This is a genomic window from Streptomyces sp. CA-111067 (assembly GCF_050956065.1).
GTDB lineage: Bacteria > Actinomycetota > Actinomycetes > Streptomycetales > Streptomycetaceae > Actinacidiphila.
In genome coordinates this window covers 1,071,365-1,093,819 of record NZ_CP192103.1, presented here as the reverse complement: position 1 = coordinate 1,093,819, position 22,455 = coordinate 1,071,365, and the positions used below count along the sequence as shown (strand labels likewise).

Here is a 22,455-nt window from a genome sequence, read left to right as displayed (position 1 = left end):
TTCTTGGTAGCGGGGGTTGAGTCGCGGACGGTGCGGCGCTGGAAGGAGCGAAACCGATGGGCGAGGGGCACGCATGACGGACACCGGTCAGATCCCCGGCGAGGGGCTACCGGAGAACGCGGTCGGCGAGGCGGGTCTTCAGCCGCCGGCCGCCCATCCCGGCAACGGCGTACCCGGGCCCGACGGTCTCCTCGACGGACAGCAGCAGGACGCCTCCGGCTGGCAGGTGGAGCAGCAGGCCGGCCAGGGCTCCCAGGGCGCCCAGGGTTTCGAGTACCTCGACCACCCGGCGGCGCCGGGGCCCGGGATCGACGACGAGGACGACGTCCTGCTGATGCCGGGGCCGCAGGGCACGTGGAGCGATCCGCAGCCGGTCCCGTCCCAGCCCATGCCCCAGCAGGCCGGGGACGCGGCGCACGAGTCGGGCGGTCGGGACTCCGGCTCGGTGGAGTTCGCACCCGTGCGGGCGGTGGAGACGGCGCAGGCCGAGCAGCCGCAGCAGGCCGCGCCGGCCCCGCGCCGGCCGCTGCACATGGGGCCGCCCATGCCCGACGCGACGGCCGGCGTCTCGGTCCGCTCGCTGGCCGACCGCGGCCCGGCCCATACCCAGCCCCCGGTGCGGGCCTCAGGCCCGCCCACCATCGGCCCCGAGTACCTCGACGTGCCGGCCGACGACTCCACGGGCATCCCCGTCCAGCAGACCGGCGGTTCGGCCGATCCCGCGGTCGCGGTCCCCGGCAGCGAGTGGCCGGCCGCCCAGGCGGCTTCCCAGGTCTCGCTGATCCCGCACGCCGACAGCGTGATCCCGGCGCAGACCTCGTTCCCCGCCGCCCCGGCGCAGATGATCCCGATCCCGGTCCAGGCGGATGCCCACCTGCTGCCGCAACCCCCGGCCGAGACGCCCGGCGTCCCCCCGGGAACGCCCCCGCACGGCGTGCACGCCCCCGGTTCCGCCCACACGGTGGGCCCGCCGGCCGAGCAGCCGCAGGTTCAGGGTGGCGTGCAGCCCGTGGTCTCCGTCGAGCCGACTCCCGGCTCCGGGACTCCGGCCGCTGGGGCGTACGGGTCTGAGGCCGACCAGGCGGCTGCGGTTGTCGGTGGGCAGCAGGTCGCGGGGACTCCCGCGCATGGCGTTGGTACGCCAGGTTCGACGGCAGCTACGGCTGCGGGTACGCCCGGCGTCGGCGAGCAAGTGCATGGCGGTCCGGTGGGGTTGGCCCCGGGCGCTGGAACTCCCGCGCAGGGCGGGGGAGTGGCCGGCGATGCGGCCGGTCAGCAGGTTGCGGGCACGCCGGCGCATGGCGTGAACGTGCCCGGCGGCCAGCAAGTGGGTGACGTTCCGGTGGGGTTGGCCGGGGGTGCCGGTGCTCCCGTGCAGGGTGGGCAGGCGGCGAACGGTCAGGTGTCCGCTGGGCAGCAGGTTGCGGCCGGTGGCTCACCTGAGTCGGCCTCGGCTCCGGGGACTCCGGCGCATGGCGTTGCTGCGCCTGGCGCACAGGCCGCTACGGCTGCGGGTACGCCCGCGCACGGCGTGAGCGTGGCCGGACCGGCCGCTCAGGTGGGCGGTGGACAGCAGGTGCACGGCGTCCCGGCGGCCCCGGGTGCCGGTACTCCTGCGCAGGGCGTGCATGCGGCTGGTTCGGCCGGCGGGCAGCAAGTGGGTGGCGTTCCGGCGGAGTTGGCCGAGGGCGCCGGTGGTCCCGTGCAGGCGGTGAACGGGCAGGCGTCCGTCGGGCAGCAGCTCGCGGGCAGCGGCTCGCCGGAGTCGGCCTCGGCGCAGGGCACTCCCGCGCATGGCGTGAGCGTGACGGCGGGCTCGCCCGGCGTCGGCGCGCAGGCGTCCGGCGGCGAGCAAGCGGTCGGCGTCCAGGCCGGGTTGGCCCCGGGTGACGGTGCTCCCGTGGCCGGCGGCGCTTCCGGTCAGCAGGGTGTGGTCGGCCAGGGCGTGGACGCGGGTGCGGTGGCCGCCGGGCAGCAGGCGCCGGGAAGCGGCCCGGCCTCGGCGTCCGGAACCCCCGCGCACGGCGTGAGTGTGCCGGGTCCGACTGGCACCGCCGGCGGCGGCTCGGCCTCGACTCAGGGCACTCCCGCCCACGGTGTCAGCGCGCCGAGTTCGCCCGGCGCCGACTCGCAGGGGCAGCAGGCAGCGGGTGGCGGCGCAGCCTCGGCTCAGGGCACCCCCGCCCAGGGCGTGAGCGTGCCGAGTTCGCCGGGCACCTACTCGCAGGGGCAGCAGGCGGCGGGCGGCGGCTCGGCCTCGGGGACTCCGGCGCACGGCGTGAGCGCGCCAGGTGCGCCCGGTGCCGACTCGCAGGGGCAGCAGGCAGCGGGCAGCGGCTCGGCCTCCGCGTCGGGCACTCCCGCCCACGGCGTGAACGTGCTGGGTGCGCCCGGCGCCAACTCCCAGGGGCAGCAGGCAGCGGGCGGTGGCAACGTCGAGTCGGACTCGGCTCAGGGCACTCCCGCGCATGGCGTCAGCGTGCTGGACGCGCCCGGCGCCAACGCGCACGGGCAGCAGGCGACGGCCGATGGCTCCATCGGGGCGGCCTCCGCGTCGGGGACTCCCGCGCATGGCGTGCCTGGTGCCGTCCCGCAGGCGGCCGCCGGCTCCGGCATCCCCGCGCAGGACGCGCAGACGGCCGGTGCCGTCAGCCCCACCGAGGGCACCGCGCCGAGCGATCAGACGCCGGTCGCTCCCGGGGCAGAAGCTGGCGCGAGCCAGGGTGCGCACGCGGGCGGTGCGGCCCCGGCGGGACGTCCGCCGCAGGGAGGCGGCGGGGTCCGTACCCGTAGGCGTGCCGTCGGCCTGCCGCAGGAGGTGGCCGCACCGGCCGGCGGCGGGTCCTCCGGCGCCCACGCCGGACGTCCCGAGGCGGGAGTGCCCGCCCAGGAGGCCGCCGCCACCCCGGCGGGCAGTCCCGAGGCGGGAGTGCCCGCCCAGGAGGCCGCCGCCACCCCGGCGGGCGCGACGCTCGCGCATGGCGTGAACCTCGCGGGCGCGGCTCTCGACGAGCAGCCCGCAGAGGCTGACGCCGCGGCCGCCGTCCCCGCCGAAGCCCGGCCCGCAGGGCCGTCCGTCGCGTTCGCCGACGAGGCGGCCGAGCGGGAGTACGGCCCGGCGGCGGAACCGTACGAGCCCGCCGTGCGCGACGCCGTGCACCGGGTGATCCGGGAGCGCCGCGACATCCGCAACGGCTTCCGCCCCGACCCCATCCCGCACGACGTGCTGCTGCGCGTGCTGGAGGCCGCGCACACCGCGCCAAGCGTGGGGCACTCCCAGCCGTGGGACTTCGTGATCATCCGATCCGAGAAGACCCGGGAGAAGATGCACGAGTTGGCGGCGCAGCAGCGCGAGGCGTACGCCAAGTCGCTGCCCAAGGGCCGCGCGCGGCAGTTCCGCGAGCTGAAGATCGAGGCGATCCTCGACACCCCGGTCAACATCGTGGTGACCGCCGACCCGACCCGCGGCGGCCGGCACACCCTCGGCCGGCACACCCAGCCGCAGATGGCCCCGTACTCGTCGGCTCTCGCGGTGGAGAACCTGTGGCTCGCGGCCCGCGCGGAGGGGCTCGGCGTCGGCTGGGTGAGCTTCTTCGACGAGCGGCAGATGGTGACGGAGCTGGGCCTTCCCGAGCACCTTGAGGTTGTCGCATACCTGTGCATCGGCTATGTGGACGAGTTCCCCGACGAGCCGGAGCTGATGCAGGCCGGCTGGTCGCAGCGGCGCCCGCTGTCGTGGGTCGTGCACGACGAGGAGTACGGCAACCGGGCGCTGCCCGGCGAGGAGCCGCACGACCTGCTGGAGGAGACGCTGCGGGGCATCCGCCCGCTGGACGCGAAGGCGCTCGGCGAGGCGTGGGAGCGGCAGAAGCGGATGACGAAGCCGGCCGGGGCGCTCGGCATGCTGGAGATCATCTCCGCGCAGCTCAGCGGGCTGTCCAGGAAGTGCCCGCCGCCGATCCCCGAGCCCGCCGCGGTGGCGATCTTCGCGGGTGACCACGGGGTGCACGCGCAGGGCGTGACGTCCTGGCCGCAGGAGGTCACCGCGCAGATGGTGGCCAACTTCCTCGGCGGCGGCGCGGTCTGCAACGCGTTCGCCAACCAGGTCGGCGCGGAGATCTGCGTGATCGACGTCGGGGTGGCCTCCGAACTGCCCAGTACGCCGGGGCTGTTGCCGCGCAAGGTGCGGGCCGGCACGGCGGACTTCAGCGTCGGGCCCGCGATGAACCGGGAAGAGGCGCTGCGGGCGATCGAGATCGGGATCGAGACGGCGCGGGATCTGGTGGCGGCGGGTAACAAGGCGCTGCTTACCGGGGAGATGGGGATCGCCAACACGACGACGTCGGCGGCGCTCATCTCCGTTTACACGGGGGTCGACCCGGCGGAGGTGACCGGGCGCGGTACCGGCATCAACGACGAGATGCACGCGCGCAAGATCGACGTCGTCCGCCGGGCGCTCGACCTGCACCGGCCGGACCCGGCCGACCCGATCGGCGTGCTCACCGCCATAGGCGGACTCGAACACGCCGCGATGGTCGGCCTGTTGCTCGGCGCGGCGGCGCTGCGGACTCCGGTGATCCTGGACGGCGTGAGCGCGGGAGCGGCGGCGCTCGTCGCCCGGGCGATCGCGCCCGAGGTGCTTGCGGCGTGCATCGCGGGGCACCGCAGCGCCGAGCCCGGCCACGTGGCGGCCCTGACCACGCTGGGCCTGCGGCCGCTGGTGGATCTCGACCTCCGGCTGGGCGAGGGCACGGGCGCTTTGCTGGCGCTCCCGCTCGTTCAGAGCGCTGCTCGTGTCATGCACGAGGTGGCCACGTTCGACGCGGCCGGCGTCACGGAAAAGGCTTAGCCCTTCGCCGGGCCGCGTCGCACCATCCGGCCTGCGGCCCGGCGGGGGTTTCCGGGCCCGGGCGGGGCGGTCGCGCTCGTTCCCGGCCCGCGGCCCGGTGGGGGCTTGCCGCGCAGTTCCCCGCGCCCCTGACGGGGCGCGCCCGGCCCCGGGGGGAACGCGCCCCGACAGGGGCGCGGGGCTGTGTCCATTTGCGGCTGGCGCCGCGTGGGCGCGCTCAGCCACGACGGCGGGGTAGCCGAGGAACCGGGGGCTGGGCCCCGTAGGGGCGCGGGGAACTGCGCGCTCAGCCGCGACGGCGGGGTAGCCGAGGAACCGGCGGTCGGGCCCCGAAGGGGCGCGGGGAACTGCGCGACAAGCCACGGCGGACCTGCAGCCGAATGCCGGGGGCCGGGGGCCGGGCCCCAAAAGGGCGCCGCGTGGGCGCGACCAGCCACGACGGCGGGGCAGCCGGGGGGCTGGGGCCGGGGCGGAGCCCTTTACGCTGGGGGGCGAACCCCACGTCACTGATACGAGGAGACCTCATGCCGCACGACGCCCCCGCGTACCCCGTCGGGCTCCGCCTCGGCGGACGGCGGGTCGTCGTCCTGGGCGGCGGGCAGGTCGCCCAGCGCCGCCTCCCCGCCCTGGTCTCCGCGGGAGCGGACATCGTGCTGGTCTCGCCCTCCGCCACCCCCTCCGTCGAGGCGATGGCCACCGCCGGCGAGCTGCGCTGGGAGCGCAGGAAGTACCGGGACGGCGACCTCGCCGACGCCTGGTACGCCCTCATCGCGAGCACCGACCCGGAGGCCAACGCCGCGGCCAGCGCCGAAGCCGAGCGGCACCGCGTGTGGTGCGTCCGCAGTGACGACGCCGAGGCCGCCACCGCCTGGACCCCGGCGACGGGCCGCACCGAGGGCGTGACCGTCGCGGTGCTCACCGGGCGCGACCCGCGCCGCTCCGCCGCCGTGCGGGACGCGGTGATCGAGGGCCTGCGGGACGGCAGCCTGGCCGCCCCCCGGCACCGGGCCCGTACCGCGGGCGTCGCCCTGGTCGGCGGCGGCCCCGGCGACCCCGACCTGATCACCGTCCGCGGCCGGCGGCTGCTCGCCGAGGCCGACGTCGTGATCGCCGACCGGCTCGGCCCCCGCGACCTGCTGGACGAACTGCCGCCGCACGTCGAGGTGATCGACGCGGCGAAGATCCCGTACGGCCGTGCGATGGCCCAGGAGGCGATCAACTCCGCGCTGATCGAGCACGCCAAGGCCGGCAAGGCGGTGGTCCGCCTCAAGGGCGGCGACCCGTTCGTCTTCGGGCGCGGCATGGAGGAGGCCGAGGCGCTGGCGGCGGCCGGCATCGCCGTCACCGTCGTACCGGGCATCTCCAGCGCGATCAGCGTGCCCGGCGCGGCCGGCATCCCGGTCACCCACCGGGGCGTGGCGCACGAGTTCACGGTGGTCAGCGGCCATGTACCGCCGGACGACCCGCGCTCGCTGGTGGACTGGTCCGCGCTGGCCCGGCTGCGCGGCACCCTGGTACTGCTGATGGCCGTCGAGCGGATCGGCGCCATCGCCGACGCCCTGATCGCGGAGGGCCGTTCCGCCGGCACCCCGGTCGCCGTCATCCAGGAGGGCACCACCGCCGCGCAGCGTCGGGTGGACGCCACCCTCGGCACGGTGGCGCGCGCGGTCGCCGACGAGAACGTACGGCCGCCCGCCGTGATCGTCATCGGCGACGTGGTCTCCGTCGGCGCCGGCGGGTACGGGCGTGGCTGAGCCCGTCGCCGTCCTGGACCCGGACGACCCGCGGCTCGCGGACTACACCTCGCTCACCGACGTCGAGCTGCGGCGCCGCCGCGAACCGGCCGAGGGCCTGTTCATCGCCGAGGGCGAGAAGGTGATCCGGCGCGCGCTGGCGGCGGGCTACGCGATGCGCTCGATGCTGCTGTCCGCGAAGTGGCTCGGCCCGATGGCCGACGTGATCGCCGCCGCAGACGCGCCGGTCTACCAGGTCACCCCGGCGCTGGCCGAGCAGGTCACCGGCTACCACGTGCACCGCGGCGCGCTGGCCTCGATGCGCCGCGAACCGCTGCCGGAGCCGTCCGCACTGCTGACCGGCGGCATGCGGCGGGTCGCCGTCTTCGAGGACATCGTGGACCACGCCAACCTGGGCGCCGCCTTCCGCAGCGCCGCCGCGCTCGGCGTGGACGCGGTGCTGCTGTCGCCGCGCTGCGCCGACCCGTTCTACCGGCGGTCGGTGAAGGTCTCGATGGGCGCCGTCTTCTCCGTGCCGTGGACCCGGCTGGAGAGCTGGCCGGGCGATCTGGAGCTGCTGCGCGGCCACGGCTTCACGGTGGCGGCACTCTGCCTGGCCGACGACGCGATCACCGTGGACGAGCTCGCCGCCCGGCGGCCCGAGAGGCTCGCCCTGCTGCTCGGCACCGAGGGCGACGGGCTGACCCCGGGCGCGCTGAAGCTGGCCGACCAGCGGGTGACGATCCCGATGGCCGCCGGGGTGGACTCGCTGAACGTCGCCGCCGCCTCGGCCGTGGCCTTCTACGCCACCCGGCCGCCGGATTCCCGCACGCGGCGCGAAGACGGCTGAACCGCCCGGTCAGGGCGTGGCGGTGGGGAAGCCGGTCGGGATCGGGTTCGGTGTCGCCTTCGACGTCGCCCGGTACTCGTCCCGTACCGACCCGTCGTAGTGCGCGATGACCTCCTTCTGCGCCTTGCCGTACTTCCGGCACCCGGTGAGCACGTCCAGGTACCCGGCGGCCGGCAGGCCGTCCTTGCCCTCGTGCAGGGTGAGCTGGAGGTAGCGGCCGTCCTGCTCGGCCTGCCATACGTACAGCGGCTCCCGCACCGGGTCCGGCATCAGGCTGTCCGCGATCGGCACGGACGTGAACCGCCAGCCCTGCGGGGCCAGTGCCGTCCTCACCGTGGCGAGGAGCTCGGCCATCTTCTCGTCGTCCCGCACGGGCTGGAGGTAGTCGGCCAGGTCGTACCGTGCGGCGCCCTTGCCGTTCTTCTCCCGGCCCGCCTGGCAGGCCCGGAACATCCCGACGCCGGACGGCGTGTCGAACTTCCCCGCGGGCAGCGCGTCCACGGCCTTCCAGTACGCGGTGGCCGCGCCCTTCCGGTCGGCCAGCGCGAGCTTCCTGCCCTGGGCCTTGTCCGGGCCGTCGTTGCCGCACCTGGACACGCCCACCACCGCCACCACGGACGCGAGCAGGACGACGGCGATCAGTGCGGGGCGGCGGTTCATGGTCGGGGTGGCTCCCTGTCCTGCGCGGTTGACGGCCGGGCGCGTGATCGTCGGGCGCCCGGCATCCTGCCAACCTGGACACCGGGCGTCCAGAGGCCCGTGGTGTGACCCCTGCCGCCGGAACCCGGAGGTTCGTCAGCCCGGCAGCCCCACCAGGCCGCCGAGCGCCGCCCGGTGCCTGCCCGGCGTACCGAGCGCGATCTCGTCCGCCTTCGCCCGCTTGAGGTACAGGTGCGCCGGGTGCTCCCACGTCATGCCGATCCCGCCGTGCAGCTGAATCGCCTCCTCCGCGCTGTGCACGGCGACGCCCGCCACGTAGGACTGGGCGACGGCCACCGCGATCTCGGCCTCCTGCCCGCTGCCCGGCGCGGCCAGCGCCGCCGCGGCGTTGCGGGCCGCGGCGCGGGCGGAGACGACCTCCAGCCACAGGTCGGCGAGGCGGTGCTTGAGCGACTGGAACGAGCCGACGACGCGGCCGAACTGGTGCCGTTCGCCGAGGTAGCGGACCGTCTCGTCCAGGCACCACTGGGCCACCCCGAGCTGCTCGGAGGCGAGCAGGCCGGCGCCGGTGAGCAGCGCGCGGTCCAGCGCGGCGGCCGGGTCGGCGGCGGGCAGCGGCCGGCCGGCGGCGCCGTCGAAGGCCAGGTCGGCGAGCGGCCGGGTGAGGTCGAGGCAGACCGGGCGTTCGACGGCGGCTTCGGCGGCGGCGACCTCGTACAGGCCGGGGCCGTCGGGCCCGATGGCCGGGACGACCAGGACGTCGGCGGTGATCGCGTCCGGCACGCTGGTGACCCGGCCGGTCAGCCGGCCCTCGGCGTCCGCGCGGACCGCGGCGGCCGGGAAGGCGTCGCCGGGCGCGGCCGACAGCGGCACGGCGAGCGCCGCGGTGGCGGTGCCCGCGGCGAGCCGGCCGAGCAGCGCGGCCACCGCCTCGTCCGCGGTGTCGCAGCCGAGCAGGGCGGTGGTGGCGAGCACCGCGCTGCCCAGGAACGGCACCGGGGCGACGGCGCCGCCGAGGACTTCGAGCACCACGCCCGCCTCGCGCGCAGAGCCGCCCTGGCCACCCAGCTTCTCCGGCACCAGCAGCCCGGCCAGGCCCAGTTCGGCGGCCAGCACCCGCCACAGCTCCGGGTCGTACGGCGCGTCGGTCTCGATCCGGCCGAGCACCGCCGCCGGGCCGCAGCGGTCGGCGAGCAGCGCGCGGACGGCGGCCCGCAGATCGTCCTCCACCTCGGAGTACAGCAGGTCGGGCACGGCGGGGGAGAGCGTCATCGGGGCAGGTCCTTCCAGGCGACGTCCTTGTCGGTACGGGGTTCCGCGGGCAGGCCGAGCACCCGCTCGGCGACGATGTTGCGCAGCACCTCCGACGTACCGCCCTCGATCGAGTTGCCCTTGGCGCGCAGATAGCGGTAGCCGGCGTCGCGGCCGTAGAAGTCCACCCGGCTCGGCCTGGCCATCGTCCAGTCGCCGTAGCGCAGGCCCTGCTCGCCGAGGAGTTCCACCTCCAGGCCGCTGATCCGCTGGTTGAGCCGGGCGAAGGCCAGCTTCAGCCCGGAGCCCTCGGGGCCGGGGGCGCCGGCCGCCATCTGCTGCCTGACCCGCTCCGCGCTCAGCCGGGCGACCTCGCTCTCCACCCACAGGCCGAGCAGCCGGTCGTGCAGCTCGGGGGTACGCAGCTCGGGGCGGTTCCGCCAGGTGGCCGCGACCGTGCCGATCATCCCGGACTCGCGGGGCAGCGAGCCGCCCCCGCCGCCGATCGCGACGCGCTCGTTCATCAGCGTGGCCTGCGCGACCCGCCAGCCGTCGCCGACCGCGCCGAGCCGGTGCGCGTCGGGGATCCGGACGCCGGTGAGGAACACCTCGTTGAATTCCGCCTCGCCGGTGATCTGGCGCAGCGGCCTGACGTCCACGCCGGGGTCCGTCATGTCGCAGACGAAGTAGGTGATGCCCTGGTGCTTGGGTACTGCCGGGTCGGTACGGGCGATGAGGATGGCCCAGCGGGCGTTGTGGGCGCTGGACGTCCAGACCTTCTGGCCGTCGACGATCCAGTCGCCGCTGGACTCCTCGCGCACCGCGCGGGTACGCAGACCGGCCAGGTCGGAGCCGGCGCCCGGCTCGCTGAACAGCTGGCACCAGACCTCTTCGCCGGTCCACAGGGGGCCCAGGAAGCGGGACTTCTGCTCATCGGTGCCGTAGCGGAGGATGGTCGGGGCGGCCATGCCCAGGCCGATGCCGATCTGGCGGGGGTCGTTGTCCGGCGCGCCGGCGGCGGCGAGCGCGGCGTCGACGGCCCCTTGCGCGGACCGGGGCGCGCCCAGGCCGCCGAGGCCGGCGGGGAAGTGCACCCAGGCGAGGCCGGCGTCGAAGCGGGCGCGCAGGAAGTCGAGCGGTTCGGCTGACGCCGGGTCATGCGCGACGAGCAGCTCCCGCACCCGGCGGGCCACCTCTGCTTCTACGTCTACGTCGCCGAGGTCGTCCCTCGCACTGCGGTCAGTCATGCGGCGCGTCCCTCTCTCCCGTGCAGAGCTAAGCAAGCGCTTGCTAATCTACGTCCCCTCCGACCTGAGCGCCAGCCCTTCTTTCCGGGTCGGGGCGGGGTGGTTGCACTCGTCCCCGGTCTGCGGCCGGGTGGGTGGCTTGTGGCGCAGTTCCCCGCGCCCCTTTCCGGGTCGGGGTGGGGTGGTTGCGCTCGTCCCCGGTCTGCGGCCCGGTAGGTGGCTTGTCGCGCAGTTCCCCGCGCCCCTAGCGGGGCCCACCCGGCCGGCGGACGCGCCCCTGACGGGGGCCGCCCGGCCCCGGGGAGACGTGCCCCGTAGGGGCGCGGGGAACTGCGCGACCAGCCACGACGGGCCGGCACGTAGACGCAAAGCTCGGCCCCTACGGCGGGAAGAAGGGGCGCGGGGAACTGCGCGCTCAGCCACGACGGCCGGGCAGCCGGGACGATCGGGTTGCCCCGCGCGGATGCGTTAAATGTGCTGGCAGCCCTGCACGGCTGCAATACACACCGCCGCCAGCAACGTCACGATCACGAACACCACGATCCGCTGCCGCATCAACCGCCGGTTGGAGCCCCCGGGCCGCTGCCCGGACCCGGCCCCGGTCGACCGGCCTGAACCGGTCGTCCGCCCCGCCCCGGTCGCCCGCGGCACGCGATCCTGCTGGCGCGCACCCGATGGTCGCGACACCGGCGTGCGCCCCGTCCCGGAGCGGCCACCGGGCCCGGACGCCGCCCCCGGCCCCGCCGAAGGCCGCCGTTCCGTGCGCTGCTGCGCGTACTCCTCGGCCCGTCGCCCCACCGGCCGCTCGGGTCGCGGCCCGGCCGCCTTCGGCAGCGCGTCCCGCGCCTCGCGCCGCGGCGCGCCGATCCCGCGCGCCTCGCGCGTCGCGATCTCCGTCAGCCGCTCGGAGAGCTGCACCGTACTCGGCCGCTCCTCCGGATCCTTGGCCAGGCACGCGTAGACCAGCGGCGCCAGCGCGTCCGGCACGCCCGCGAGGTCCGGCTCCTCGTGCACCACCCGGTAGAGCATGACCTCGGAACTGCCCTGCCCGAACGGCGAGTCCGCGGTCGCCGCGTAGGCCAGCGTGGCGCCGAACGCGAAGACGTCGGTGGCCGGCGTCACGGCCGCGCCCCGCACCTGCTCGGGCGCGAGGAACCCGGGCGAGCCGACCGCCGTGCCGACGTGCGTCAGCGTGCTCGCCCCGGTCGCCCAGGCGATGCCGAAGTCGATGATCCGCGGCCCCTTGGGCGACAGCAGGATGTTGGACGGCTTCAGGTCGCGGTGCACCACCCCGGCCTCGTGCACGGCCACCAGGCCCTCGGCCAGCGCCGCGCCGATCGTGGCGACCTCCGCGGCGGCCAGCGTCCCGTTCTCGGCGACCTTGTCGTGCAGCGACGGCCCGGGCACGTACTGCGTGGCGAACCAGGGCCGTTCGGCCTCCAGGTCCGCCGCCACCAGCCGCGCCGTGCAGCCGCCACGGATCCGCCGGGCCGCGGACACCTCGCGGGCGAACCGGGAGCGGAACTCCTGATCCTCCGCCAGCTCCGGCCTGATCACCTTCAACGCCACCCGCTGGCCGCGCTTGTCGGCGCCCAGGTACACCACGCCCATGCCGCCCGCACCCAGCCGCCGGTGCAGCCTGAACGCGCCGACGACCCGCGGATCCTCCCGTCGGAGCCGCATCATCGCCATGTCCGTCCCCTGCCTCCGGTGGGGGAGGCCCCACTCAACTGTCCGCCGACTGGCCGGTCGGCCGACCACAGCTTACGGACTCAAGTCCCCGCGTGCGCTGAAGCCCCGCAGGCGCGGGGCCGTGAATTGTCAGTGCCCGGTGGGATCCTTGGAGGTGTGGGAGCGGGCCCGTCCGACGGGCTGTCAGCGCCGCGCCCACTTCGCCAACGGTCCGTCTGCCAAGGGGGAATGACGCCGTGAAAGGTGATCGTGTGGAGATAGTCGTGGATGCCGGGGACACCACCCGAACCTATGAGGTGATCGCCACCCGCGCGGGACGCCGGGTCGAGACGGCGGTGCGCCGCGGGGTGGTGGAAGTGAGTGAAGTCACCCGCAGCGGCACGGTGGTGCGCACCGCCCGCTTCATGGCCACCCGCGTGCTCGCACTGGTCGAACAGCCGGTGCCGCGGGACATGGACCCCGAGGCCAGAACGGCCTGACCCGAACTCCGAAGTCCCGGGATCCGCAGTCCTGGCCCGGGACAGCGGGGAGGGTGTTCAGCATCGGGTGGTGACGGCCGAGGAACTGAACACCCTCCTCCGTCCCGCTGCCTGACCTCAGCCTCGCTCGGCGAGGTTTGCGTTATCCGGACGGCCTCGGAGCCGTCTCCTTTCCGGAAGCAGCCATATGACCGGACAGGAGTGCCCGCGGTGTCAGAAAGCCGGCTGTCCCGCCGCCGCAGACAGCGCAGCCGGCGCAGGCGCGCGCGGACCTTCTCGGTGGCTGCCGCCGCGGCGGTCGTCACCTGCCTCGCCGTTGTCGCAGCCGTCCTGCTGATCCGCGGCGGGCCGGAAGACGCCGCGGCCGACCGGCCGCCCACCTCCGCGTCCGCCTCCGCCGCCGCGGCGAGCCGCCCCGCGCCGGTCCCCTCGGCCTCCGCCACGGCCGCCCGGGGGACCGCCACCGCCTCGCCGTCGGCCTCCGCGCCGCCCTCCGCGACCGCTTCCCCGACCCGGTCGGCGACCTCGGCGTCCACCCCGCGGAAACCGCCTCCTCCCACGCACAAGGGCTCCGCCGCCGCCCCCGGCAAGCGGACGGTCACCCTGGTCAACCGGCTCTCCCAGACGATCTGGCCGGCCATCGCCGCGGACCCCAAGCACCCCGTCGGCGCCACCGGCTGGGTCCTCACACCGGGCGCGAGCGTGAGCTTCACCGTGCCCGACCACTGGGACGTCCGGGTCTGGGCCCGCACCGGCTGCCACTTCGACGCGGCCGGGAACGGCCACTGCGTGACCGGGGACTGCGGGCACTTCCAGTGCGGCTCGACGTGGGGCGAGTTCCCCTCCACCCTCGCCGAGTTCAACCTCAACGCGTGGAACGGCATGGACTTCTACGACGTGAGTCTCGTCGAGGGCAACAACCTGCCGATGTGGATCAACAGCTTCCACGGGTCGTCCCGCGACAAGCTGGACGCGAACGGCTGTTCCGCCGCGGGCTGCACCCGCGACGCCAACGCGACCTGCCCGGCTCAGCTCCAGCGGGTCCGCGGCGGCAAGATCGTGGCGTGCCTGAGCGCGTGCCTGGTCTTCAAGACCGACCAGACCTGCTGCAACGGCGCCTTCGCCGCCCGCCCCCAGTGCGTGCCGTCGTCCTGGCCGGTGGACTCCGCCGCGGTCTTCAAGAAGGCCGAGCCCTTCGCCTACTCCTACGTCAACGACGACGCGACCAGCGTCCTGACCTGCTCGGGAGAGTGCGGCTACCGCATCACCTGGGGAGTCAGCCCGTAGCCGGGTCCCGGATCCGTGCCGTCCGCCCACCGGCCCCGCGGCCACGATCGGGAGAGGGCGTCCGCGCACCGCACGAGGAAGAGACACACCATGGCAAGTGGACGCAGAAGGCACAGCGCGCGGCCGTCACGCCGCCGCTGGTGGTACGCGTGGACGGCCGCCGTCGCGGCGGCGGTCGCGGTGCTGGTCGTGTACGGCCTGTGGCCGCCGTCCGGCTCCGGTCCCGGCACCGGGCGCACGCACGACGCGGAACGCCAGGTCGCGGCGGCCCTCCAGCACTCCGGGACGCCGACAGGACCGGCGAAGCCCTCCCCGTCCCACTCGGCCTCCGCCTCGGCCGAGACCACCGCCACAGCCTCGCCGAGCGGCAGCGCGTCGGCGTCCCCCTCCCCGTCAGGCACGTCGGGTGCGTCGGGCGCGGCCCCGAAGCGCACCGCGAAGCCGCCGTCCGGCGGCGGTTCGCACACCGGGCCGTCCGCCGCCCCCGCGGGCAAGCGGCTGGTCACGGTCGTCAACCGGACTCCGCAGACGGTGTGGGCGGTCGTCACGAACACCGCCGTCTACCCGGCCGGCCACAAGCTGGCACCGGGCCAGAGCATGTCCGTGGCGGTGCCCGGCAACTGGGGCGGCCGGATCTGGGGCCGGACCGGATGCGCTACCACCGCGGCGAGCCACTGCGCGTCCGGCGACTGCACCACGGTGTGCGACGGCCCCAACCCGCCCACCACCCTGGGCGAGTTCACCTTCGCCGCCTACGCCGGGATGGACTTCTACGACGTGAGCATGGTGGACGGGTCGAACCTGCCGATGTACGTCAACGTGTCCCACACCGCTACCAAGGACCCGGTCAGCGCGTCCGGCTGCTACCGGGGCGTCTGCACCACCGACGTCGCCTGCCCGGCCGCGATGCGGTCCACCGCCGGCGGCCAGGTCGTCGGCTGCAAGCCGCCCTGCGCGGCGTTCGGCGGCGACACGTACTGCTGCCGGGGCGCCTGGGCCGGGCGCGAGCACTGCGTGCCCGCCAACTGGCCGGTGGACTACACCCAGGTCTTCAAGCGCGCCGCGCCTTACGCGTACTCGTACGCCTTCGACGACTCGGCGACCATGGCGTGCAAGGGCGCCTGCTACTACAAGGTGACCTTCGGAACCACCGCGGGAACCTAGGGCCGCCTTACGGGCGGACGACGCCATGTGTCAGGCGGGGCCTAGGTCCCTCCTCCACCCAGGGGAGTATCCGGGGTCGCCGCCGTCATCCTCCGGGAGGCCGGTAAAGCGGTACGAGGGGGGGACGACCGGGGCTCGCGGCGCACCTAATGTTGAGGTCAAGCGGCGGGCGAAGCACTCGTCCCCCGAGGTCAAACGCCCGCCGCCCCCAATTCCAGATCAGGACCCGACCACAGCGGACCACCGGAGAGGGCCATGGCGAACTGGGCGTACCGCACCGCGCGGAACCGCACACGTCAGCCTTCCGGCCCCCGGCACCCGCTGGTGGCGGCGGCCATGGTGCTGCCGCTGGCCGCTCTGCTCGCCTATCTCTTCGGCGGTGTGGACGCGGTGGTCACACAGGCGTCGTCCGTGGCCGGCCTTATGGGGCGCTGAGCCCCAGGGCCCGGAAGAGCGGTCCGGGCCGGGACACACCGGTTGAACCCCGTGGGGACGGGGGTACGGCGGACGACTGCGCAATGCCCGGGCATCCCAGGATGCGCGGGCATTGCGCTTTTCCCGCTCCGCGGCGGACGGGGGAGACGGCGGCCCGGTAACCCCGGGCCGAGCCCCGGGCCCTGGAGGGCAGCCGGTGGGATGCTGGTTGACGGTCTGGTCCCGGCCCTGGCGGGCGGCCGGATGGCGTGCGGCTTGTCGGTTCGGTGCAGGTCCCGGTGGGGGTCCGTGGGCGTTGCCGCCTGGCTGCCCCGTCCCGCCTTCGATGGGCACCCCGTGGCTTGCTGCCGGGCTCTCCAGTTCGCCCCCCGGCCCCGGCCGCAGCTGGTGGGGTCATGCTTGGCGGTCCCGTTCCGGCCCCGGCGGGCCGTCCGGGGCGTAGTGCTTGACTGTTTCGATGACCACCGCAGATCACCCCGGGGCCGAGGCGGTCATTGGCGCGCTGGCGCGGCTGGCGGGCGCCCGTGACGTGCAGGCCGCGCACAGTGTGCTGGCCGACCGGGAGGACGGGACCGTCGTGCGGGTCGGCGGCGTCGTCGTCAAGGCGCATGCGCCGGGGAGCGAGCCGCGCGAGTTGGGTGATCGGCTGGCGGTCGCCGCTCACCCGTTGCTGCGGGGCATCCTGCTGCCGCCCTGCGGTGGCCCCGCGCCTGAGACGGTGGCGGGCCGCGTGGTGACGAGGTGGCCGTACGGCGAGCCGGTGGACCGGCACGCACCCCACGCCGCCCCCTGGGAAGCGGCCGCCACGCTGCTCGCCCGGCTGCACACCGTCCCGCTGCGGCCGGCGCCCGGGGCGGGCCCCGGGCAACGCAGTTGGCAGCTCGCCGAGTCGCCCGCCGGCCCCGCCCCGCTGCCGCCCATGCGCGCCCCCCTCAAAGCCGCCCTCGCCGTCGCACGGCTGGACGGCGTGCCCGACTCGGCCGCCGTCCGGACCGTCCGGCGGGCCTGGGAGCGGCTGCCCCCGGCCGGCGGAAGCGGGGTCGTGGCGCTCTGCCACGGGGACCTGCACCTGGGGCAGCTCGTTCGGGTTCCCGCGCCGGACGGCGACTGGGTGCTGATCGACGTCGACGACCTCGGAACCGGTGATCCGGCCTGGGATCTCGCGCGGCCCGCCATGTGGTTCGCGGCCGGGCTGCTCGAACCGGAGGGATGGGCGCGGTTCCTGGGTGCCTACCGGGCCGCGGGCGGCGTCGCCGTGCCCGCCGGCGGCGATCCGTGGGCGTATCTCGACCTGCCGGCCCGCGCGGTGGCCGTGCAGACCGCCGCGACCGCCGTCGCCAAGGCACACCGCGAGAGCCGGGAGCTGGACGACGCCGAGTCCCGGATTCTGGCCGCCTGCGAGCGGATCACCCGCCTAGAGTGAACGCACGGCACATTACGAGGAGTTGAACCAACCATGGTCTGCCCTAAATGCAACGGCCACATGCAGACGTACAACCGCAACGGCGTCCAGATCGAGCAGTGCGGCAACTGCCGGGGCATCTTCCTCGACTACGGAGAGCTGGAGACCCTGACCCGCGTCGAGGGCCAGTGGGCCGCCGCCCCGCCGCCGCAGGCGTACCCGGGGCCCGGTCCGCAGCAGTACCCGGCGCAGCCCGGCTACCCGCAGCCCGCGGGCCCGGCCTGGGGCGCCCCGCAGCAGCACGGCGGCGGCTACGCCCATGGGCAAGGTCATGGCCACGGCCAAGCTCACGGCCACGGCGGCCGCCACAACAGCTTCGCCCACATGCTGTTCTCGTCCTGACATGCGGAAGGGCCGGAAGCCACCGCTTCCGGCCCGCCGTGCACAGTCCGTGTGGACGATACTGGGATTGAACCAGTGACCTCTTCCGTGTCAGGGAAGCGCTCTCCCGCTGAGCTAATCGTCCTCGCCGACCGGACCGACCGTCGCCGCTCCGGCCACCACACACGCGTGCGCGATACTGGGATTGAACCAGTGACCTCTTCCGTGTCAGGGAAGCGCTCTCCCGCTGAGCTAATCGCGCGGGGTTTACTGCCAGGACCCTCGCGGATCCAGTGGACGATACTGGGATTGAACCAGTGACCTCTTCCGTGTCAGGGAAGCGCTCTCCCGCTGAGCTAATCGTCCTTGGAGGTGGAGACGGGATTTGAACCCGTGTAGACGGCTTTGCAGGCCGTTGCCTCGCCTCTCGGCCACTCCACCAACACAGCGGGGTCCCGGGAGGATCCCCACATCGAGCGGACGACGAGATTCGAACTCGCGACCCTCACCTTGGCAAGGTGATGCTCTACCAACTGAGCCACGTCCGCACGCCGGCCCCGAAACCAGTTCCTGGGCGACGGGTTGAACTCTAGCGGATTCCCGAGCCAGCTCAAAAACCGGTTTCCGCAGCGTGCCGGGTCAATGACAGCCTGGTGACCGCCGCCCCGTCGCCGCCGGGCCGCCGCCTAGACTCGGCCGCGACCCCCGCCGTCCACCGGCGGAGCACCCGTACTCGACCAGGGAAGCACCGTGCGCGACCTCGCACCGATGGCCCGATTCGGCGGTCTTGTCGCCTCCGACCTGCGGGATGTCACCGCGGACCCGGCCGCGCTCGACTCCGCCGGCTTCTGGGCGGTCGCCGTGGACTTCGACGGCCGCACCGTCTGCGCCCGCTTCGGCGACGTCCGCCCGGCGGCCCCCGCGACCGCCCCGGCCGCGCCCGGCAGCTGGCGCGGTCCCGACCCGGACAGCTGGACGACGTCACTCGACCGTGCCGCGTACCAGGCAGGCGTGCGGACGATCAGGGAGCGGATCGCCACCGGCGAGGTCTACCAGGTCAACCTCTGCCGGGTGCTCACCGCGGCGCTGCCCGGCGGCCCGCACACCGTCCCCGACATCGACGCCCTCGGCGCCGCGCTCGCCACCGGCAACCCGGCCCCCTACGCGGGCACCATCCGGCTGCCCGGATACGGCGTCGAGATCGCCACCGCCTCGCCCGAGCTGTTCCTGCGCCGGGCGGGCGACACCGTGGAGTCCGGGCCGATCAAGGGCACCGCCCGTACCGAGGCAGGGCTGCTGCCCAAGGACCACGCCGAGAACGTGATGATCGTGGACCTGGTGCGCAACGACCTCGGCCGGGTCTGCGCCACCGGCTCGGTCACCGTGCCCGCGCTGTGCGCCGTCGAGGCGCACCCCGGCCTGGTGCACCTGGTCTCCACCGTGCGCGGCGAGCTGCGGCCCGGCACCGGCTGGCCGGAGCTCCTCGCCGCGACCTTCCCGCCCGGTTCGGTGACCGGCGCGCCCAAGTCCAGCGCGCTGCGGGTCATCGCGGAGCTGGAGCCGGCGCCGCGCGGCCCGTACTGCGGCGCGATCGGCTGGGTGGACGCCGACCGGCGCGAGGCGCGACTCGCCGTCGGCATCCGCACGTTCTGGATCGACCGCACCGCGGGCGACGGTCCGCGCTTGCGCTTCGGCACCGGGGCCGGCATCACCTGGGGCTCGGAACCGGAGGGCGAGTGGGCGGAGACGGAGCTGAAGGCCGCCCGGCTGCTCGCGGTAGCGTCGGGGGTACGGCAGACCGCCGGCCAGGGATGACACCCGCGGCCCGGACGGATCAGCGGCAGAGGGCTCGGCGCACGACACGGACACGACGACGGATCAGCGGGCGAAACGGAAGGACACTTCGGTGAGGATCTGGGTGGACGGCGGCCTGCGGGACAGCGGGGACGCCACGGTTTCGGTGCTCGACCACGGACTCACCGTCGGCGACGGCGTGTTCGAGACGCTGAAGGCCACCGGCGGCCGGGCGTTCGCGATGACCCGGCACCTGAAGCGGCTGGCCAGGTCCGCCGCCGGACTCGGCCTGCCCGAACCCGACCTGGACGAGGTGCGCGCGGCCTGCGACGCCGTACTGGCCGCGAACCCCATGCCGCTCGGCCGGCTGCGCGTCACATACACCGGCGGCACCTCGCCGCTCGGCTCCGACCGCGGCGACGCGGGCCCCACGCTGGTCGTCGCGCTCGGCGAGGCCGCCGCCCGCCCCGACAGCACGGCGGTCGTCACCGTCCCCTGGACGCGCAACGAGAAGGGCGCGCTCAGCGGCCTGAAGACCACCTCGTACGGCGAGAACGTCGTCGCGCTGGCCAGGGCCCGTCAACACGGCGCCACCGAGGCGCTGTTCGGCAACACCCAGGGCCGGCTGTGCGAGGGCACCGGCTCCAACGTCTTCGTGGTGCTCGACGGCCGGCTGCTCACCCCGCCGCTCGAATCCGGCTGCCTGGCCGGTATCACCCGCGAGCTGGTCGTCGACTGGTCCGGCGCCGAGGAGGCCGACCTGCCGATGTCCGCGCTCGCCGAGGCCGAGGAGGTCTTCCTGACCTCCTCGCTGCGCGATGTGCAGGGCGTGCAGCGGGCCGACGACCGCCAACTGCCCGGCGCCGCGGGCCCGGTGACCGCCAAGGCGATGCGCACGTTCGCCGAGCGGGCCGCCGCCGAGCCCAACCCGTAGGCCGCGACGGGCCGCAGGGCCGTAAGGCCGCGTTCCGGGCGGCAGCGCCACCCGGGGTCATCGCCCGAGGGCAAAGCGGTGACGGCACTGCCCCTCCGCGGCGGCACACGGTAGACAGGCGGTAGAACGTAGAACGGTGAACTCTCCACCGCCGTGCCGACCTCCGGGAGCGTACGCATGACCACGACCCTCCGTCCCACGGGTCCGCAGCGGCAGGCGGCCGACGGCGCGCGAGCCCGTGACTACACCGTCTGCGTCAACAGCCGTGCCGTCGGCGGCCTCGTGCTGCGCAGCGACCCCACACCCGGACGGGCGGCCGGCGCCCCGCACGCCGTCGGCCGGATCGAGGCGCTCACCATCGACGAGGCCGACCGCAAGCGGGGCCGCGGCACCGTCGCCGCGCTCACCGCGGAAGAGGTGCTGCGGATGTGGGGCTGCGAGCGGGTGGAGATCGCGGTGCCGGCCGAGGCGGAGCACGGGCTGCGGATCGCCACCGCGCTCGGCTACACCGAGCGCAACCGGTACATGCTCAAGCAACTCGACGGTGACCCGCGCCAGTTGCCGCCCGGCGTGACACTGCGCCGGCCGAGCGCCGAGGAGCACCGGTGGTGGGCGGAGCGCGACCGCGGGGACTACGTCAGGACCCTCACCGGCGCCGGGGTGCCGCGCGCCGAGGCCGAGGCCCGCGAGGCCGCCGCGTTCGCCCGCGAAATGCCGGAAGGCGGGGCCGCGGAGGGCAGCGGGCTGCACGCGATGGAGTACGGCGGCGGCACGGTGGGCTGGCTGCTGCTGCGGACCGCGCCGGAGCCCGGCTGGGTGCTCTCCGTCGAGATCGAGGCCGCGCACCGGGGCAACGGCCTCGGCCGCACGCTGATGCTCGCCGCCGAGGGGATCTGCCGGGAGGCCGGCACCGAGGCGCTCGGGCTCAACGTCTTCACCACCAACACCCCGGCGGTGCGGCTCTACACCTCGCTGGGCTACCAGATCACCGGCCGGCACCTGTACAAGCCGCTGGTCTGACGGTTCTCACGACGCCTCCGGGCCGTCCGCCAGCAGGCCGTCGGCGATCCGCGCGATCCGCTCCCGCAGCCCCTCCTGGCTCTTGCCGCCGTCGAGCCGCTCGCCGCCGATCACGTACGTCGGCGTACCGGTGACGCCGAGCGCCCGGCCCTCCGCCTCGTCGGCGTCGACGACCAGCAGGTGCCGGCCGTCGATCAGCGCGGTGTCCATCTCCTCGGCGTCCAGGCCGAGGGCGGCGGCGATCTCGAGCAGCAGCGGCTCGCCCTTGGCGGCCAGCTCGCCGACCCGGTCGAGTACGGCCTCGGCGAAGTCCCAGCCGCGGCCCTGGACGAGCGCCTCCTCGTACGCCTGCGCAGCCGCCAGCGCGTGCTTGTGCTTCTCCAGCGGGAAGTGCCGCAGCTGGATGTCGAGCGCGTCGCCGTACGCCTCGCGCAGCGACCGCAGGTCCGCCAGGGCGGCGTGGCAGTCGGGGCACTGGAGCTCGCACCAGAACTCCAGCACGGTGCTGCGGCCCGGCGGGGGAGAGGGATGATCCATGCCGCCAGTCTCCCACCCGCCTTTCCCACCCGCGTCTCCCACTCGCGGATGAGGCCGCCCGGCACCCGGGGAGGAGGGCCGTCCCGGAGATCCCCCTGAACCGGGCCTCCCACCGTGGCCTGATCGGCCGGTGGCGAGGCAGGATGGAGGCAAGAGACTTCGCGGGGCCCTTGGCAGGACCCTTCGGGGTTTGTCCGGATCTGCCGCAGGAGCCGCAGGATGCTGACCACTGCCCTATGCGCCGTCGTGTCCGCGGCGGGCCTGGCCCTCGCGCTGCGTACCGCCTACCGGGGCCGATTCCGCCGGGCCACCCGGATCGCGGCCGTCTCACTGCTGCCGGTCGGCCTCGCGCTGGCCGGGCTCGTCACCCTGGGCCGCAAGGTCGGCACGGCCACTGGCGACTGGGCGGTGGACCTGGTCTTCAAGCCGACCGTCTGGCTGGGCTTCGGCGTGATCGCGGTGTCCGTGCTGCTCTACGGCGCCACCCGGCTGATCGCACCTGGCCGCGAGTCCGACGAGCAGCCGGCGGTGAGCGGCGGCGGCCGGCAGCCGGCCGCGGTGCCCGGCGCGTCCAGCCCCGCGATCCCGGCGGGGCGCCCGCAGGCCAAGCGCCGGGGGAGCGACGACAGCGGCCTTTCCGACTTCTCCGACGTCGAGGAAATTCTCAAGCGGCGCGGCATCTGACGTGCGGCTGAACGCGGAACCACCCCTGGGAGTCCGCGTGTTGGGTCACGAGTGAT

At 74.9% G+C, this 22,455-nt stretch carries 18 protein-coding genes and 5 tRNA genes; 13 read left to right on the top strand and 10 right to left on the bottom strand.

The genetic code is table 11. The annotated features are described in order from the left end of the window. Positions 1-73 precede the first annotated feature (73 nt). The 3 genes from cobT (at position 74) to ACQPW6_RS04705 (ending at position 7,432) form a co-directional block, all read left to right on the top strand. Positions 74-4,849, top strand: a complete 4,776-nt coding sequence (gene cobT, locus ACQPW6_RS04715) for a nicotinate-nucleotide--dimethylbenzimidazole phosphoribosyltransferase (protein WP_433888255.1) — start codon at positions 74-76, stop codon at positions 4,847-4,849. A 524-nt stretch (positions 4,850-5,373) separates the two neighbouring features. Next, entirely contained in the window at positions 5,374-6,603 is a 1,230-nt protein-coding gene (gene cobA / locus ACQPW6_RS04710; protein ID WP_433888254.1) for a uroporphyrinogen-III C-methyltransferase, read from the top strand. Further along, positions 6,596-7,432: a TrmH family RNA methyltransferase gene (locus ACQPW6_RS04705; RefSeq protein ID WP_433888253.1), complete on the top strand. Its 837-nt coding sequence runs from the start codon at positions 6,596-6,598 to the stop codon at positions 7,430-7,432. The genes cobA and ACQPW6_RS04705 overlap by 8 nt, the downstream gene beginning before the upstream one ends. 9 nt (positions 7,433-7,441) lie before the next feature. Here ACQPW6_RS04705 and ACQPW6_RS04700 read toward each other — a convergent pair whose 3' ends face one another. From ACQPW6_RS04700 to ACQPW6_RS04685, 4 genes are all read right to left on the bottom strand, one after another. Next, positions 7,442-8,092 (bottom strand): hypothetical protein, encoded by a 651-nt coding sequence (locus ACQPW6_RS04700; RefSeq protein ID WP_433888252.1) that lies wholly within the window; start codon positions 8,090-8,092, stop codon positions 7,442-7,444. A 135-nt stretch (positions 8,093-8,227) separates the two neighbouring features. Next, positions 8,228-9,364 carry an acyl-CoA dehydrogenase family protein gene (locus tag ACQPW6_RS04695; protein WP_433888251.1) on the bottom strand — a complete coding sequence of 379 codons (1,137 nt, stop codon included), beginning with the start codon at positions 9,362-9,364 and terminating at the stop codon, positions 8,228-8,230. Continuing rightward, positions 9,361-10,590 (bottom strand): acyl-CoA dehydrogenase family protein, encoded by a 1,230-nt coding sequence (locus ACQPW6_RS04690; RefSeq protein WP_433888250.1) that lies wholly within the window; start codon positions 10,588-10,590, stop codon positions 9,361-9,363. Before ACQPW6_RS04690 ends, ACQPW6_RS04695 begins: the two co-directional genes overlap by 4 nt. Positions 10,591-11,058: 468 nt before the next feature. After that, entirely contained in the window at positions 11,059-12,282 is a 1,224-nt protein-coding gene (locus ACQPW6_RS04685) for a protein kinase domain-containing protein (protein ID WP_433888249.1), read from the bottom strand. A gap of 236 nt (positions 12,283-12,518) precedes the next feature. Between ACQPW6_RS04685 and ACQPW6_RS04680 the strand changes: the two genes are divergently transcribed. The 6 genes from ACQPW6_RS04680 (at position 12,519) to ACQPW6_RS04655 (ending at position 17,451) form a co-directional block, all read left to right on the top strand. After that, positions 12,519-12,761 (top strand): hypothetical protein, encoded by a 243-nt coding sequence (locus tag ACQPW6_RS04680; protein ID WP_433888248.1) that lies wholly within the window; start codon positions 12,519-12,521, stop codon positions 12,759-12,761. A gap of 210 nt (positions 12,762-12,971) precedes the next feature. Further along, entirely contained in the window at positions 12,972-14,048 is a 1,077-nt protein-coding gene (locus tag ACQPW6_RS04675) for a thaumatin family protein (RefSeq protein ID WP_433888247.1), read from the top strand. Positions 14,049-14,138: 90 nt separating this feature from the next. After that, positions 14,139-15,212 (top strand): thaumatin family protein, encoded by a 1,074-nt coding sequence (locus ACQPW6_RS04670; protein WP_433888246.1) that lies wholly within the window; start codon positions 14,139-14,141, stop codon positions 15,210-15,212. A gap of 255 nt (positions 15,213-15,467) precedes the next feature. Further along, positions 15,468-15,647, top strand: coding sequence for a hypothetical protein (locus ACQPW6_RS04665; RefSeq protein WP_433888245.1), 180 nt, complete (start codon positions 15,468-15,470; stop codon positions 15,645-15,647). Positions 15,648-16,104: 457 nt separating this feature from the next. After that, positions 16,105-17,070, top strand: coding sequence for a phosphotransferase family protein (locus ACQPW6_RS04660; RefSeq protein ID WP_433888244.1), 966 nt, complete (start codon positions 16,105-16,107; stop codon positions 17,068-17,070). 33 nt (positions 17,071-17,103) lie between these two features. Continuing rightward, positions 17,104-17,451, top strand: coding sequence for a zf-TFIIB domain-containing protein (locus tag ACQPW6_RS04655; RefSeq protein WP_433888243.1), 348 nt, complete (start codon positions 17,104-17,106; stop codon positions 17,449-17,451). A 52-nt stretch (positions 17,452-17,503) separates the two neighbouring features. Here the strand turns inward: ACQPW6_RS04655 and ACQPW6_RS04650 are convergent. From ACQPW6_RS04650 to ACQPW6_RS04630, 5 genes are all read right to left on the bottom strand, one after another. Next, positions 17,504-17,575: transfer RNA gene (locus tag ACQPW6_RS04650), tRNA-Val, on the bottom strand. A gap of 45 nt (positions 17,576-17,620) precedes the next feature. Continuing rightward, positions 17,621-17,692: transfer RNA gene (locus tag ACQPW6_RS04645), tRNA-Val, on the bottom strand. Between the two features lie 32 nt (positions 17,693-17,724). After that, a tRNA-Val gene (locus ACQPW6_RS04640) sits at positions 17,725-17,796 on the bottom strand. Between the two features lies 1 nt (position 17,797). Continuing rightward, positions 17,798-17,871: transfer RNA gene (locus ACQPW6_RS04635), tRNA-Cys, on the bottom strand. Positions 17,872-17,905: 34 nt separating this feature from the next. Then, positions 17,906-17,978 (bottom strand) — tRNA-Gly (locus tag ACQPW6_RS04630). A gap of 202 nt (positions 17,979-18,180) precedes the next feature. Between ACQPW6_RS04630 and ACQPW6_RS04625 the strand changes: the two genes are divergently transcribed. The 3 genes from ACQPW6_RS04625 to ACQPW6_RS04615 all read left to right on the top strand — a co-directional run bounded on the left by ACQPW6_RS04625 (position 18,181) and on the right by ACQPW6_RS04615 (position 21,178). Next, positions 18,181-19,245 (top strand): chorismate-binding protein, encoded by a 1,065-nt coding sequence (locus ACQPW6_RS04625; RefSeq protein WP_433888242.1) that lies wholly within the window; start codon positions 18,181-18,183, stop codon positions 19,243-19,245. Between the two features lie 91 nt (positions 19,246-19,336). Then, positions 19,337-20,158, top strand: a complete 822-nt coding sequence (locus ACQPW6_RS04620) for an aminotransferase class IV (protein ID WP_433888241.1) — start codon at positions 19,337-19,339, stop codon at positions 20,156-20,158. A gap of 177 nt (positions 20,159-20,335) precedes the next feature. Further along, positions 20,336-21,178, top strand: a complete 843-nt coding sequence (locus ACQPW6_RS04615) for a GNAT family N-acetyltransferase (protein WP_433888240.1) — start codon at positions 20,336-20,338, stop codon at positions 21,176-21,178. A gap of 6 nt (positions 21,179-21,184) precedes the next feature. Here ACQPW6_RS04615 and ACQPW6_RS04610 read toward each other — a convergent pair whose 3' ends face one another. Then, entirely contained in the window at positions 21,185-21,715 is a 531-nt protein-coding gene (locus ACQPW6_RS04610; RefSeq protein ID WP_433888239.1) for a DsbA family protein, read from the bottom strand. 219 nt (positions 21,716-21,934) lie between these two features. Here ACQPW6_RS04610 and ACQPW6_RS04605 point away from each other — a divergent pair, with 219 nt between their 5' ends. Further along, positions 21,935-22,399 carry a hypothetical protein gene (locus ACQPW6_RS04605; RefSeq protein ID WP_433888238.1) on the top strand — a complete coding sequence of 155 codons (465 nt, stop codon included), beginning with the start codon at positions 21,935-21,937 and terminating at the stop codon, positions 22,397-22,399. The last annotated feature ends 56 nt before the right edge of the window (positions 22,400-22,455 follow it).

Excerpts from the sequence above, each read along its gene's own strand:
- cobA (WP_433888254.1), top strand. The coding sequence starts at position 5,374 with ATGCCGCACGACGCCCCCGCGTACCCCGTCGGGCTCCGCCTCGGCGGA.
- ACQPW6_RS04700 (WP_433888252.1), bottom strand. The coding sequence starts at position 8,092 with ATGAACCGCCGCCCCGCACTGATCGCCGTCGTCCTGCTCGCGTCCGTG.
- ACQPW6_RS04690 (WP_433888250.1), bottom strand. The coding sequence starts at position 10,590 with ATGACTGACCGCAGTGCGAGGGACGACCTCGGCGACGTAGACGTAGAA.
- ACQPW6_RS04695 (WP_433888251.1), bottom strand. The coding sequence starts at position 9,364 with ATGACGCTCTCCCCCGCCGTGCCCGACCTGCTGTACTCCGAGGTGGAG.
- ACQPW6_RS04655 (WP_433888243.1), top strand. The coding sequence starts at position 17,104 with ATGGTCTGCCCTAAATGCAACGGCCACATGCAGACGTACAACCGCAAC.
- ACQPW6_RS04605 (WP_433888238.1), top strand. The coding sequence starts at position 21,935 with ATGCTGACCACTGCCCTATGCGCCGTCGTGTCCGCGGCGGGCCTGGCC.
- ACQPW6_RS04660 (WP_433888244.1), top strand. The coding sequence starts at position 16,105 with ATGACCACCGCAGATCACCCCGGGGCCGAGGCGGTCATTGGCGCGCTG.
- ACQPW6_RS04610 (WP_433888239.1), bottom strand. The coding sequence starts at position 21,715 with ATGGATCATCCCTCTCCCCCGCCGGGCCGCAGCACCGTGCTGGAGTTC.
- cobT (WP_433888255.1), top strand. The coding sequence starts at position 74 with ATGACGGACACCGGTCAGATCCCCGGCGAGGGGCTACCGGAGAACGCG.
- ACQPW6_RS04670 (WP_433888246.1), top strand. The coding sequence starts at position 14,139 with ATGGCAAGTGGACGCAGAAGGCACAGCGCGCGGCCGTCACGCCGCCGC.
- ACQPW6_RS04615 (WP_433888240.1), top strand. The coding sequence starts at position 20,336 with ATGACCACGACCCTCCGTCCCACGGGTCCGCAGCGGCAGGCGGCCGAC.
- ACQPW6_RS04685 (WP_433888249.1), bottom strand. The coding sequence starts at position 12,282 with ATGGCGATGATGCGGCTCCGACGGGAGGATCCGCGGGTCGTCGGCGCG.
- ACQPW6_RS04665 (WP_433888245.1), top strand. The coding sequence starts at position 15,468 with ATGGCGAACTGGGCGTACCGCACCGCGCGGAACCGCACACGTCAGCCT.